11 protein-coding genes are annotated in these 13,777 nt (G+C 73.8%); 1 reads left to right on the forward strand and 10 read right to left on the reverse strand.

Features of this window, described 5'->3' with window-relative positions:
• Positions 1-3 precede the first annotated feature (3 nt).
• Entirely contained in the window at positions 4-1,110 is a 1,107-nt protein-coding gene (locus OCT49_RS09835; protein WP_283851506.1) for a carbohydrate kinase family protein, read from the reverse strand.
• 354 nt (positions 1,111-1,464) lie between these two features.
• On the opposite strand from OCT49_RS09835, the gene OCT49_RS09840 reads away from it, so the two are divergent.
• Positions 1,465-2,817 (forward strand): MFS transporter, encoded by a 1,353-nt coding sequence (locus OCT49_RS09840; RefSeq protein ID WP_283851507.1) that lies wholly within the window; start codon positions 1,465-1,467, stop codon positions 2,815-2,817.
• Here the strand turns inward: OCT49_RS09840 and OCT49_RS09845 are convergent.
• The 9 genes from OCT49_RS09845 to hrcA all read right to left on the reverse strand — a co-directional run bounded on the left by OCT49_RS09845 (position 2,781) and on the right by hrcA (position 13,679).
• Entirely contained in the window at positions 2,781-3,773 is a 993-nt protein-coding gene (locus OCT49_RS09845; RefSeq protein WP_283855739.1) for an adenosine deaminase, read from the reverse strand. The two genes, OCT49_RS09840 and OCT49_RS09845, sit on opposite strands and share 37 nt — an antisense overlap.
• Positions 3,774-3,937: 164 nt before the next feature.
• Positions 3,938-4,846 carry a ribonuclease Z gene (locus OCT49_RS09850; protein ID WP_283851508.1) on the reverse strand — a complete coding sequence of 303 codons (909 nt, stop codon included), beginning with the start codon at positions 4,844-4,846 and terminating at the stop codon, positions 3,938-3,940.
• A gap of 61 nt (positions 4,847-4,907) precedes the next feature.
• On the reverse strand, positions 4,908-5,267 hold the full coding sequence (locus OCT49_RS09855) for a histidine triad nucleotide-binding protein (protein ID WP_148835059.1): 360 nt from the start codon (positions 5,265-5,267) through the stop codon (positions 4,908-4,910).
• A gap of 92 nt (positions 5,268-5,359) precedes the next feature.
• Positions 5,360-8,599: a S41 family peptidase gene (locus OCT49_RS09860; RefSeq protein WP_283851509.1), complete on the reverse strand. Its 3,240-nt coding sequence runs from the start codon at positions 8,597-8,599 to the stop codon at positions 5,360-5,362.
• 77 nt (positions 8,600-8,676) lie between these two features.
• Entirely contained in the window at positions 8,677-9,159 is a 483-nt protein-coding gene (locus tag OCT49_RS09865; protein ID WP_283851510.1) for a hypothetical protein, read from the reverse strand.
• A 294-nt stretch (positions 9,160-9,453) separates the two neighbouring features.
• Positions 9,454-10,200 (reverse strand): 16S rRNA (uracil(1498)-N(3))-methyltransferase, encoded by a 747-nt coding sequence (locus tag OCT49_RS09870; RefSeq protein WP_283851511.1) that lies wholly within the window; start codon positions 10,198-10,200, stop codon positions 9,454-9,456.
• Positions 10,197-11,270, reverse strand: coding sequence for a nitronate monooxygenase (locus OCT49_RS09875; protein WP_283851512.1), 1,074 nt, complete (start codon positions 11,268-11,270; stop codon positions 10,197-10,199). Before OCT49_RS09875 ends, OCT49_RS09870 begins: the two co-directional genes overlap by 4 nt.
• Positions 11,271-11,519: 249 nt before the next feature.
• Entirely contained in the window at positions 11,520-12,662 is a 1,143-nt protein-coding gene (dnaJ, locus tag OCT49_RS09880; RefSeq protein WP_283851513.1) for a molecular chaperone DnaJ, read from the reverse strand.
• On the reverse strand, positions 12,663-13,679 hold the full coding sequence (hrcA, locus tag OCT49_RS09885; RefSeq protein WP_283851514.1) for a heat-inducible transcriptional repressor HrcA: 1,017 nt from the start codon (positions 13,677-13,679) through the stop codon (positions 12,663-12,665).
• Between the last annotated feature and the right edge of the window lie 98 nt (positions 13,680-13,777).

The raw sequence follows: 13,777 nt of genomic DNA on the forward strand, positions 1-13,777 counted from the left end.
TTCTCAGGCCAGGTGGCGGAAGCCGATGGTCGGGACGGCCCGGCGCAGCGGCCACGGGCGGGCGGCGGCGGGGAGCAGCTCCTCCAGGAAGGCGTAGCGCCGCAGTGCCGCCGGGTCCTGGTCGGCGAAGGTGCGGATCCGCTGCCACCAGGCGGCGATCTCCGCCCAGCCCGGCGCCGAGAGCGAGCCGCCGAACTCCTGGACCGAGAGCGCCGCGGTCAGTCCGGCGAAGGCCAGCCGGTCGGCCAGCGGCCAGTCGGCCAGGGTGCCGGTGACGAAACCGGCGACGAAGACGTCCCCCGCCCCGGTCGGGTCGAGCGCCTCGACCTCGATCGCGGGCACCTCGGCACTGGCCCCGGTCGCGGAGTCCACCGCGTACGCGCCTTCCGCGCCCAGGGTGACCACGGCGAGCGGCACCCGTTCGGCCAGGGCGTGGGCGGCGGCGCGGGGGCAGTCGGTGCGGGTGTAGCGCATCGCCTCCTCGGCGTTGGGGAGGAACGCCTGGCAGTGCTCCAGGTCGGCGAGGGCGTCCAGGTCCCAGCGGCCGGTCTCGTCCCAGCCGACGTCGGCGAAGATCCGGGCGCCGTTGCGAGCCGCGGTGGCGACCCAGGGTTCGCTGCGGCCGGGGGAGAGCGAGGCGACGGCGGCGCGGGCCCGGGGCGGGCAGCACGGGAACGCCGGTCCGCCGTCGGGGACCACGGGGCCGGGGGCCTCGTGGCCGTGCGAGACCATCGTCCGCTCGCCCTCGTACGCCATCGAGACGGTCACCGGCGAGTGCCAGCCGGGGACGGTGTGCGACATGGACAGGTCGATGCCCTCGCCCTGTTCCAGGGCGTCCCAGCAGTACTCCCCGTAGTGGTCGTCGCCGAACGCCGCCGCCAGTGAGGTGTGCAGCCCCAGCCGGGCCAGCGCGGTGGCCATGTTGGCGACCCCGCCGGGGCTGGAGCCCATGCCGCGCGCCCAGGACTCGGTGCCGCGCACGGGGGCGCTGTCCAGGCCGGTGAAGACGATGTCGAGGAAGACCGTGCCGGTGAGGAAGACGTCGCAGTCCGGGTCCTGCGGGGCGCGCAGCCCGTCCAGTGGGTCGACGCCTGGAATGTCCGTGCTCACCTTGCACTCCCCGGTCGTGGCGGATCAGGCCAGTGTGCCCGATGCACCCCCGCCGCCGGAGGGTCCGCGCCGCAGCTTCCCGGGGGCTGCCCCGGCCCGCGCACACAGACACTGACCTGCATAAACGTGCGCTGCTACCCGAACGTTCGGAACACAAACGCAAATGTTACCCAGATCACATCGGGGTGCCTTCCGGCGGGCTGGAAGCAGTTGATACAAATTGGGCCGCGAGCCCCGTTGGCGACAGTTGCCGACGAGTGCCCCATCTCCCCGCATTCATTGCATTCCTCAGCTTTTCCCGCATTGCCCTCCCCTGCCTTCTCCGCCTCCTCTGGCATGTCTTCAGGAACGCCCATGTCCTCGCGCCCTCGCGCCGCGTGGCCCCTGGTCGCCGTGTTCACCGCCGGTTACCTCGCCGCCTACCTGCTCCCCACCATCGTCGGGCGGCTCTCCGTCCATCTCGGCCTGGGAACGGCCCGGGCCGGGCTGGTGGGCAGTGCCCTGCTGCTGAGTTCGGCGACCGCGGGGTTCGTCCTGGCGGGCCGGGTCGAGCGGTTCGGTCCGCGCCGGCCGGCCCGGGCCGGACTGGTCCTGGCCGCGGTGGGGTACGGCTGCGCCGCCCTGGCCGGTTCCGTGCCGCTGGTGGTCGCGGGGGCGGTGCTCGGCGGCTTCGGCTCCGGGACCGCGACCGCGGTGGCCGCCTCGGGCATCGCCGCGCAGCGCGACCCGCACCGGACCTCGTCGCTCGGCCTGCTCAGCGTCTCCGCGACGGCCGGCGCCCTCTACCTGACGATCCCGCACCTCGGCGGCGGCCACCGGCTGCCGTTCGCCTCGATCGCGCTGGTCGCCCTGCTCGTCTGGCCCGCCACCGCACGGCTCGGCGACGGCGCCGCACGCACCGGTACCGCCGCCCCGGCCACCGGCCGGCTGCCGCACCGCCGGTCCGGCCTGGTGCTGGCGGGCGGCATGCTCGTCTGGTCCATGGCGCAGAACGCGCTGTGGGGCGTCAGCGGCCGGATCGGCGTGGGTCAGGCGGGGCTCTCCGAGGTCACCGTCGGCGCGGTGTTCGCCGCCGCCCTCGGCGCGGGGCTGCTCGGGGTGATGGGCGCCGGGGTGCTGGGCGCCAGGCTCGGCCGGGCCGTGCCGATCGGCCTGGGGACCGTGATCATCGCGGGCTCCATCGTGCTCAGCTCGTCGGCCGAAAGCCTCGGCTCGTTCGCGACCGGCGAGATCCTCTGGAACACGGTCTACCCCGTGGTCCTGTCGTACCTGATCGGCCTGGCCGCCTCACTGGACGTGCGGGGGCGCTGGGCGGTCCTCGCGGGCTCCGCCTCGTCCGTCGGCGTGGCCTGCGGGCCGGTCCTGGGCAGCGTGCTGTCCGAGCAGGCCGGGTACCCGGTCATGGGCCTGGTCCTGGGCGTCGTCACGCTCCTGGTCGCGGCCCCGGTCACGGCCGTGGCGCTGCACACCGGCGGCCGTCCGCTGGTGCCGGGATCGGTGCGGCGCCGGGGCGGTGCCCCGGCCGCGCTGCTCGCCGTCACCACCGGGGCGGTGCCCGGCGCGGTGCCCAGGCTGGGCGCGCCCGAGCAGGCCGTCACGGAGATCAGCCCGCCCGCGCTGCGCCGGCGCCCGGCCAGGAACGCGTTCCGGACGGCCGGGCCCGGGGCCGGTCAGTCGAACGCGTACGCCTCGACCTCGGACAGGTAGCGCGCCCGGCGCTCCTCGTCGTGGTCGAGGAAGGCCGCCTCGAAGGAGTTGCGGGCCAGGGTGCGCAGCTGCTCGCGGTCCAGGCCGAGCGCCTCGTGGACGGCCTGGAAGGTGTCCCCGACGTACCCGCCGAAGTAGGCGGGGTCGTCGGAGTTCACCGTGCAGAGCAGCCCGGCGGCCATCATGTCCCGCAGCGGGTGCTCCTCCAGGGTGTCGACGGCGCGCAGCCGCACGTTGGACAGCGGGCAGAGGGTGAGCGGCACCCGGTCGGCGACCAGCCGCTCCACCAGCTCCGGGTCCTCCATGCAGCGCAGCCCGTGGTCGATCCGCTCGACGCCGAGGACGTCCAGCGCCTCGCGGATGTACGCGGGCGGGCCCTCCTCACCGGCGTGCGCGACCCGGCGCAGCCCGAGCGCGGCGGCCGCCTCGTACACCTCGCGGAACTTGGCGGGCGGGTGGCCGACCTCCGCCGAGTCGAGGCCGACCGCGCTGATCCGGTGCAGGTACGGCTTCGCCTCCTCCAGGGTCTCCAGCGCCGATTCGGCCGACTCGTCGCGCAGGAAGCACATGATCAGCTGGGTGGAGATGCCGTGCTTCTCCTCGCTGCGGTCCAGCGCCCGGCCGAGCCCCTCGACGACGGTGCGGACCGGGACGCCGCGGGCGGTGTGCGCCTGCGGGTCGAAGAAGATCTCCGCGTGCCGGACGCCCTGCGCGGCGGCGCGGGCGAGGTAGGCGTCGGCGAGCTGCTCGAAGTCCTCCTCGGTGCGCAGCACCGCCATCAGCGCGTAGTACAGGTCGAGGAAGCTCTGCAGGTCCTCGAAGCGGTAGGCGGTGCGCAGTTCCTCGGTGTCGGCGTACGGCAGGCGCACGCCGTTGCGCTCGGCGAGGGCGAAGGCCAGCTCGGGTTCGAGGGTGCCCTCGATGTGCAGGTGGAGTTCGGCTTTGGGCAGGTGCACGGGTCTCACGCTCGCAGATGGTGGTGCCGGTGTGTTCCGGGGGACACCCGACAGGTTCTCAGACGTGCCGGGCGGGCACGGAAGGCTCTTCGGCCGTGCCCGGGAGGACACGGAAGGTTCTCTTCAAAGGTTCTTCGCACGTGCCGGGAGGGCACGGGCGGTTCTCAGACGTGCCGGGAGGGCACGGGGATCCGGTCGAGGTCCCGGGCGACGGTCAGTTCGCCCGCGAACCCCGCGGCGCGGGCCTGCTCCTCGAAGACGGCCGGATCTCCGTACCGCTGCGAGAAGTGCGTCAGCACGAGGTGCCGCACGCCCGCGTCCCGGGCCGCCCGGGCCGCCTGTCCGGCGGTCAGATGGCCGTGGTCGGCGGCGAGCCGCTCGTCCTCGTCGAGGAAGGTCGACTCGATGACCAGCAGGTCGCAGCCCTCGGCGAGGACGTGCACGCCGTCGCAGAGCCTCGTGTCCATGATGAACGCGAAACGCTGGCCCCGCCTGTGCTCGGAGACGTCGTCGAGCGTGACGTCCCCGAGGGCGCCCTCGCGCTGGATCCGGCCGACGTCGGGCCCCTTGATGCCGTGCTCGGCGAGCTTCTCCGGCAGCATGCGGCGCCGGTCGGGTTCGACGAGCCGGTAGCCGTACGACTCGACGGGGTGCGAGAGCCGGTGGCCGCTGAGCGTGTACGCGTCGGTGGTGGCGAGCACCCCGTCGGCGGCGACCGGGGCCTCGGTCAGCTCGACGGACTCGCGGTAGGCGGTGGCGTACCGCAGCCGTTCGAAGAAGCGCTGTCCGCTCGCCGGGTAGTGCGCGGTGACCGGGTGCGGGACCTGGTCGAGGTTGATCCGCTGGATCACCCCGGCCAGGCCGAGCGAGTGGTCGCCGTGGAAGTGCGTGACGCAGATCCGGTCGATGTCGTGCGCGGCGACCCCGGCCCGCAGCATCTGGCGCTGGGTGCCCTCGCCGGGGTCGAAGAGGATGCCGTCGCCGTCCCAGCGCAGCAGGTAGCCGTTGTGGTTGCGGTGCCGGGTCGGTACCTGGCTCGCGGTGCCGAGGACCACGAGTTCGCGTGGGGACACGGTGACGTCGTTCCGTTCCGGTCGATCGGTTCTTCTGATCTTCTGATCCGGACGAAGGACCTCAGCCGGGGGGCCACTGCATTCCGCGGCCGCCCAGGACGTGGGCGTGCGCGTGGAACACGGTCTGGCCCGCGCCGGAGCCGGTGTTGAGGACGATCCGGTAGCCGCTGTCCACGATCTTCTCGTCGGCGGCGACCTGCCCGGCCTCGCGCAGCACGTCGGCGGCGACGCCCGGCTCGGCGGCGGCGAGGGAGGCGGCGTCCGGGTGGTGGACGCGGGGGATGACGAGCACGTGCGTGGGGGCCTGCGGGTTGATGTCCCGGAAGGCGACGGTGGTCTCGGTCTCCCGGACGATCGTCGCCGGGATCTCACCCGAGACGATCTTGCAGAACAGGCAGTCGGGCTGCGGTTCTCCCGCCATGGGTCGGCTCCTCGGGTAGGTGGTGATCGTTGTACGGCATGGTATCGGGGCGCCCGCGACGGACCCGTCGCGGGCGCCCCGCACCCGTGCCCCTACGCCCCCGGCCGCTGCGGGGCCCGCTTCGCCGGGGTCTGTTCCAGCGCCTCCAGGGCGATCCGGATCGCCTCGTCCAACTGCGGGTCCCGGCCCGCCGCGTGGTCCTGGGGCGCCATCACGACCTCGACGTCGGGGTCGACGCCGTGGTTCTCCACGTCCCAGCCGTAACCCTCGAACCAGAAGGCGTACTTGGGCTGGGTGACCGCCGTTCCGTCCACCAGCTCGTAGCGGCTGTCGATGCCGATCACCCCGCCCCAGGTCCGCGTGCCGACCACCGGGCCGATGCCCAGCGCCTTGATCGCTGCGTTCACGATGTCGCCGTCCGAGCCGGAGAACTCGTTGGCCACGGCCACCACCGGACCGCGGGGCGCGTCCAGCGGATAGCTGTACGGCCGCATGTCGCGCGGCACGTCCCAGCCGACGATGCGGCGGGCGAGCTTCTCCACGATGAGCTGCGAGGTGTGGCCGCCGCTGTTCTCCCGGACGTCCACCACCAGTCCCTCGCGGGCCACTTCGACCCGCAGGTCCCGGTGGAGCTGCGCCCAGCCCGAGCCGACCATGTCGGGGATGTGGAGGTAGCCCAGCCGTCCGCCGGAGCGCTCGTGCACATGGGCCCGCCGGTCGGCGACCCACGCGTGGTAGCGCAGCGCCTGCTCGTCGTCGGTCGGTACGACGACGACGTGGCGCGTCCCGCCGCCGCCGGCCGGCGAGACGGCCAGCTCGACCGGTTTGCCCGCCGAGCCGGTGAGCAGCGGCCCGGGGCCGGTCACCGGGTCGACCGGCCGGCCGTCGACGGCGCGGATCGTGTCCCCGACGCGCACGGCCACCCCGGGCGCGGCGAGCGGCGAGCGGGCCGCCGGGTCGGAGGTCTCGGACGGCAGGATCCGGTCGATCCGCCAGGTGCCCTCCTCGGTACGGGAGAGGTCCGCGCCGAGCAGGCCCTGGCGGACCGACTCGTCGCGCCATCCGCCGGGGGGCCGGACATAGGCATGCGAGGTACCGAGTTCCCCCTGCACCTCCCACAGCAGGTCCATCAGGTCGTCGTGGGTGGCGACCCGTTCCAGCACCGGGCGGTAGCGGTCCAGGACCCCGTCCCAGTCGATGCCGTTCATGTCGGGGCGCCAGAAGTTGTCCCGCATGATGCGTCCGGCCTCGTCGTACATCTGGCGCCATTCGGCGGCCGGTTCGAGGATCCGCCGGATGCGGGAGAGGTCGACGGTGACGCCGTCGCCGTCGTGGTCGTCGGCCGGGACCCGGCTGTCGGACGGTACGACGCGCAGCTTGCCCCGGGTCTGCAGGGCGATCCGCCTGCCGTCGCCGCTGACCGCGAAGTCGCCGACGTCCGAGGCGAGTTCCTCGCAGCGCAGCTTCTCCAGGTCGTACCGCTCCAGGACCGTCTCGGGCCGCCGGGCGTCGGGGGTGGGGCCGCTCGTGCCGAGCACCCCGGTCACCGGGTGGTTCAGCCACAGCAGCCCGTCCTTCGCGGCGCGCAGCGTGGAGTAGCTGGCGGCCTCGACGGGCAGCGGGACGATCCGGTCGGCGAGCCCTTCGAGGTCGATCCGGGTGACGGGCAGCGCGGTCGGGTTGTCCGGTTCGCCCTCGCCGCCCTTCTCCCGCTCGGTCGGCAGGCCGTGCCGCTGCGGGCCGAACGGGGAGGGGGTGGTGGCGGCGAGCGTCAGCAGGTGCGGGCGGCAGCTGCCGATGAACGCCAGGTCGAAGACGTGGGCGTCGTAGACCGGGTCGAAGGACCGCTCGGAGAGGAACGCGAGGTGCTTGCCGTCGGCGGTGAACGCGGGCGAGAAGTCCCGGAAGCGCAGCGGGGTGGCCTCGGCGACCGACAGGTCCGCGAGGTGGGCGAGCTTGAGCTGCCGGAGCGGTTCGGGGCCGGGGTGCGACCAGGCGAGCCAGGCGGAGTCGGGCGAGAAGACCAGGCCGGAGGCGTCGCCGTGCTCGCTGCGGTCCACCTCGTGGACCTCGCCGCTCTCCCGCTCGACGATCAGTACCCGCCCGTCGTGCGCGGCGGCGGCGAACCGGCTGCCGTCCGGGGACGGGACGAGGTCGAGGACCCGGCCCAGACGCCCCGCGGCGAGGCGGCGGGGCTCGGTCCCCGGCGTGGTGCCGGTGGCCGGTGCGCACTCCAGGGCGTCGTCGCCCTCGGCGTCCGTGACCCAGACGACGTGCTGGTCGCCGTCGGCCTGGAAGGTGCGGGGCAGCCTGGCCCGTACGCCCTGTTCGGCGGCGAGCGCGCGGGCCGGGCCCTCGCGGTGGGTGACCCAGTGGACGGCGCCGCGGGTGGCGACGGCGCTGCCCCGGCCCGTGCGGTCGGGGGAGGCGGCGTCGAGGTGTCCGGCGGCGTGCACGGGGTGCGGCTGGAGGTCGGCGCGCTGGCCGCCGAGCCGGATGTCGAGGCGGCGGGGCCCGTCGCCGTCGAGGCCGTCCAGGAGCCACAGTTCGCCGGCCGACGCGTAGCAGACGCGGGTGCCGTCGGTGGTCGCGTGGCGGGCGTAGAAGCCCTCGATGCCGGTGTGACGGCGCAGGTCGGAGCCGTCGGGGAGCGAGGAGTAGAGGGCGCCGACGCCTTCGTGGTCGGAGAGGAAGGCGACGCGTGCGCCGGTCCCCGTCCCCGTACCGGTCCACATCGGGTCCTCGATGTTCCCGTCGAGGCCGTCGTGGAGCCGGACGAACTCCGCGGCGCCGTCGGCCGGTTCCTCCGCCTCGATCCACAACTTGCCCGCCGTGCCGCCCCGGTAGCGCTTCCAGGCGGCGGCCTCGCGGCCCATGGTGGCCGACAGGAGCAGGGCCCGCCCGCCCGGCCCGTACGCGACCGAACCGACCGGGCCGTACGGCAGGGTCCGCGCGGGTCCGCCGTCGACCGGGACCGCCCAGGCCCAGCTGCGCCGGTGCGAGGCCTGCCCGTGGGTGGTGATGACCAGTACGTCGCCCTCGGGCGTCCAGCCGCGCACGGAGGTCCGGGCGTTCCCCCAGTGGGTGAGCCGGACGGAGGGGCCGCCGTCGACCGGCGCGATGTGCACCTCGGGCGCCCCGTCCCGGGTGGAGGTCCACGCGACCCGTGTCCCGTCGGGTGATATCCGAGGGTGGGTGACAGGCCGGTTGTCGGCGCTGACGCGCCAGGCCCGGCCGCCGTCCAGCGGCGCCAGCCAGACGTCGTCCTCGGCGGTGAAGGCGATCAGATCGCCGTGGACATGGGGGTATCGGAGGTAGGCAGGCTGTGTCACACGATCACCCTAGGCCGCGGGCGTGCTCCGCGTAACCGGGTTGGCCGGAGTCCGACGGACCGGCGGACCGGGTGCTCCTACTTGCCCCGGAACCCCTCGGTGACCGTGACGGTCACGGTGACCGTGGGCCGGGCCCCGCTGCCGCCGGCCGGTGGGGGCGGATTCACCACGCCGGTCGTCGAAGTGGCGTCGCAGTTGCCGAGCACGTTCGCCCGGAACACGGACCGGTCGCCCTCCTTCGCACTCAGGTCCCCCCGCACGCACCGCCCGCCGAGCTCCTGGGTCACCCGGCCGGTGAGCGTGATGTCCTTGCCGCCGCCGGTCTTGCCGGTGCAGTCGACCTCCGCGACCCGGCGCGCGGAGGCGGAGGGTGACGAGGCGCCGGCACGGCCCCGGTCGATCCCGGCCGTGCAGCTCAGCCACTGCACGTCGACGCCGTTGCGCTCCAGCGCGCTGGTGCCGACCTGGTCGGTGGTCACGGCGATGGACGCGGAGTTCAGCCCGTCGGCGGGTTGGCAGGCGGCGAGTCCCGCGACCGCCGCGCCCGCGAGCGCGGACACGGCCAGAAAACGTCGGGGCCTCCGCCGACCCCATGCCCTTGTTGTCCCCATACGGGCAGCTTCCCACCGTTCACCCGTGGAACGGTAGACGGCTTGTGGCCACAATCGGGGGCGCCTCCGGGGCGTGCGCCGGGGCACGGACCGACCGTCACATGCGGTGTGGCGTCGCGGAATCGGGCCACGCACCCGCGGCGGCGGCGCCGGTCGCCCCGGCCTCCCCATGTCTCGATCCTCCGCCCCGGCGTCCCGTGCCCCGGCCCTCCGCCCCGGGGGCGGGCCGGGTGCCGGGCGGGTTCACGACCAGCGGCCGGTGCGCCCCAGCAGCAGTGCCGTCGCCGCCGTGCCCGCGGTCGAGGTGCGCAGGACGCTCGTCCCGAGCCGGCAGGTCCGGGCGCCCGCCCCGGTGAAGACCGCCAGTTCGTCCGGCGACACACCGCCCTCCGGGCCGACGACCAGCACGATCTCGCCGCTCTCCGGGAGCGGGACGGTGGCCAGCGGCTCGCTGTCGTGGTCCCGGTCCTCGTGCAGGACGGCGGCGAAGTCCGCCGCGGCCAGCAGCGCGGCGACCTGCTTGGTCGTCATCGCGTCCGCCACGTCGGGGAAGCGCACCCGGCGGGACTGCTTGCCCGCCTCCCGGGCGGTGTTGCGCCATTTCGCCAGGGACTTGAGGCCGCGTTCGCCCTTCCACTGGGTGATGCAGCGCGACGCCTGCCAGGGCACGATCCCGTCGACGCCGGTCTCCGTCATCGTCTCCACGGCGACCTCGCCCCGGTCGCCCTTGGGCAGCGCCTGGACGACGGTGATGCGGGGCGCGGGCCCGGCCTCCTCGCGGACCCCGGTGAGGCGGGTGACCACGAGCTGGTCCTTGCCCTCGGCGGCCCCGACGACGCCCTCGGCCCAGTGCCCACGCCCGTCCGTCAGGACGACGTCCTCGCCGGCGCGCAGCCGCTTCACCGACACGGCGTGCCTGCCCTCGGGTCCTTCCAGGACGAACTCGGGCCCCTCGGGGACCTGTTCGACGACGAAGACCGGTGCGGTCACTGCGTACTCCCTGTGCTCACTGCCGTCCGTGCGGCGTCCAGTTCTTCGGCGAGCAGCCTGACCAGCCGGCCGGCCGGCAGCTCGCGGGCCATCCGGTGGCCCTGCCCCGCCCACAGCGCCATGCCCTGGGCGTCCCCCGCCCTGGCCGCCGCCCGGCGCAGCCCGACGGTCAGGTGGTGGACCTGCGGATAGGCGGCGGGGGCGTACGGTCCGTGCTCCCGCATGAACCGGTTGACCAGGCCGCGGGCCGGGCGGCCCGAGAACGCCCGGGTCAGGGCGGTGCGTACGAACAGCGGGTTGGTCAGCGCCCGTTTGTGCAGCGGACTCGCCCCGGATTCGGGGCAGATGAGGAACGCCGTGCCGAACTGCGCCGCCTCGGCGCCCGCCGCGAGCACGGCGGCGATCTGGGAGCCGCGCATCAGCCCGCCGGCGGCGACGATCGGTATCTGCACGGTCTCGCGGACCTGGGCCACCAGCGAGAGCAGCCCGATCCCGGTGCCGTCGGTCTGCGGGTCGTCGTGGTGGGTGGACTGGTGGCCGCCCGCCTCGACGCCCTGGACGCAGACCGCGTCCGCGCCCGCCCACTGGGCGGCCTGGGCCTCCTCGGGCGTGGTGACCGTCACGACGGTGTACGTGCCGACCCCGGCGAACGCGTCGAGGGTGTCGCGCGTGGGGCAGCCGAAGGTGAACGAGACGGCCGGGACCGGGTCGTCCAGGAGGATGGCGAGCTTGGCCTCGTAGCCGTCGTCGCCGTCGGAGTCCGGGTCGCCGAGCGGGGTCTCGTACCAGGCGGCCTCGCCCGCGAGCTGCTGCCGGTACACCTCGACGGCGCTGGGGTCGGCGAGTCCCGGCTGCGGCATGAAGAGGTTGACGCCGAAGGCCCTGCCGGTCAGTCCGCGCAGCTGTTTGATCTCGTTGTACATGCCGTCCGCCGTCTTGTAACCGGCGGCGAGGAAGCCGAGCCCGCCCGCCTCGGCGACGGCCGCGACGAGCTGCGGGCAGGACGTACCGCCCGCCATCGGGGCCTGCACGATCGGATACCGGCAGAGATCGGTCAACGCGGATGGCATGACCGCATCGTGCCATGTCCGGCACGCCCCGTCGCGCACGGCCCGCGCCCCGCCCCGGCCGCGCACGCCTCCGGACCCGGACACGGGACGGCCGCGGACGCCTCCGGCACACGAACGCGCGGGACGGCCACACGCCCCTCCGGACGCGCCCCGCCCCGCCCCGGCTCCGCTCCGGACGCGAGCGCGGGACGGACCCGTCGAGCGGGCCCGTCCCGGTGTCCCGGTCCGGACGGAGGGCCGGAAGAGCCGTCAGCGCCCGTTGAAGGCGTCCTTCAGCCGGGAGAACAGCCCCTGCTGGCCGGGCTGGAACTGGCCGGTGGGCCGCTCCTCGTTGCGCATCTTCGCCAGCTCCCGCAACAGGCGCTCCTGCTCCGGGTCCAGCTTCGTCGGCGTCATCACCTCGACGTGCACGATCAGGTCGCCGCGCCCGCCGCCGCGCAGGTGCGTGACGCCGCGGCCGTGCAGCGGCACCGACTGGCCGGACTGGGTGCCGGGCCGGATGTCGACCTCCTCCAGGCCGTCGAGCGTCTCCAGCGGCACCTTCGTGCCGAGCGCGCCCGCCGTCATGGGGATGGTGACCGTGCAGTGCAGGTCGTCGCCGCGGCGCTGGAACACCGCGTGCGGCAACTCGTGGATCTCCACGTACAGATCGCCGGCCGGGCCGCCGCCGGGGCCGACCTCGCCCTCGCCCGCGAGCTGGATGCGGGTGCCGTTGTCGACACCGGCGGGGATCTTCACGGTGAGCGTGCGCCGGGACCGGATGCGGCCGTCACCGGCGCACTCCGGGCACGGCGTCGGCACGACCGTGCCGAAGCCCTGGCACTGCGGGCAGGGCCGCGAGGTCATGACCTGGCCGAGGAACGACCGGGTGACCTGGGAGACCTCACCGCGGCCGCGGCACATGTCACAGGTCTGCGCGGAGGTGCCGGGCGCGGCGCCCTCGCCGCTGCACGTGGTGCAGACGACGGCCGTGTCGACCTGGATGTCCTTGGTGGTGCCGAACGCCGCCTCGGCGAGATCGATCTCCAGCCGGATCATCGCGTCCTGGCCGCGCCGGGTGCGCGAACGGGGCCCGCGCTGCGACGACGTGCCGAAGAACGCGTCCATGATGTCGGAGAAGTTGCCGAAGCCCCCCTGCCCGAACCCGCCCGCGCCCGCGCCTGCGCCGCCGGAGGCGGACAACGGGTCGCCGCCGAGGTCGTAGACCTGCTTCTTCTGCGGGTCCGACAGCACCTCGTAGGCGGCGTTGATCTCCTTGAACCGCTCCTGGGTCTTCGGATCGGGGTTGACATCCGGATGCAGCTCGCGGGCGAGCCTGCGGAATGCCTTCTTGATCTCGTCCTGAGATGCGTCGCGGCGCACGCCGAGTACGGCGTAGTAGTCCGTGGCCACTTACGACTCCGCCAGGATCTGTCCGACGTAACGTGCCACTGCGCGTACCGCTCCCATCGTTCCGGGGTAGTCCATGCGGGTCGGTCCGACCACGCCGAGTTTGGCGACTGCCTCGTCGCCCGAACCGTAGCCGACCGCGACGACGGACGTGGAGTTCAGCCCTTCATGGGCGTTCTCGTGCCCGATGCGTACGGTCATGCCCGAGTCCTTGGCCTCGCCGAGCAGCTTCAGCAGCACGACCTGTTCCTCCAGTGCCTCCAGCACCGGCCGGATCATCACGGGGAAGTCGTGCCCGAAGCGGGTGAGGTTGGAGGTGCCGCCGATCATCAGCCGCTCCTCCGTCTCCTCGACGAGGGTTTCGAGCAGGGTGGAGAGCACGGTGGACACGGTTCCCCGGTCCTCGCTCTCGAAGGATTCCGGCAGGTCCTGCACCAGCTGCGGGACGTCCGTGAACCGGCGTCCCACGACCCGGCTGTTGAGCCGGGCCCGCAGATCGGCGAGGGAGGCCTCGCCGAACGGAGCGGGGCAGTCGATCATCCGCTGCTCCACCCGGCCGGTGTCCGTGATGAGCACGAGCATCAGCCGGGCGGGCGCCAGCGAGAGCAGTTCCACGTGCCGCACCGTCGACCGGGTCAGCGAGGGGTACTGCACGATGGCGACCTGCCGGGTCAGCTGCGCGAGCAGCCGTACGGTGCGGCCCACGACGTCGTCGAGGTCGACCGCGCCGTCGAGGAAGTTCTGGATGGCGCGGCGCTCCGGCGACGAGAGGGGCTTGACCCCCGCGAGCCTGTCGACGAAGAGCCGGTAGCCCTTGTCCGTCGGGATGCGCCCCGCGCTGGTGTGGGGCTGGGCGATGAAGCCCTCGTCCTCCAGCACCGCCATGTCGTTGCGGACGGTCGCCGGGGAGACGCCCAGCTTGTGCCGCTCGGTGAGCGCCTTGGAGCCGACGGGCTCCTCGGTGCCGACGTAGTCCTGGACGATGGCACGAAGCACTTCGAGTCTGCGTTCGCTGAGCATCGCGCACACCTCCAGCTGTGTTTCCTCGGTCGGTCTCCGGGCGCTCCCGGTTCTTTCCCGGGAATCCCCCTGGCACTCTGTCATCGCGAGTGCCAGCA

Origin of the sequence: Streptomyces sp. ML-6 (genome assembly GCF_030116705.1) — a bacterium.
In the GTDB taxonomy this organism is placed as follows: Bacteria; Actinomycetota; Actinomycetes; order Streptomycetales; family Streptomycetaceae; genus Streptomyces.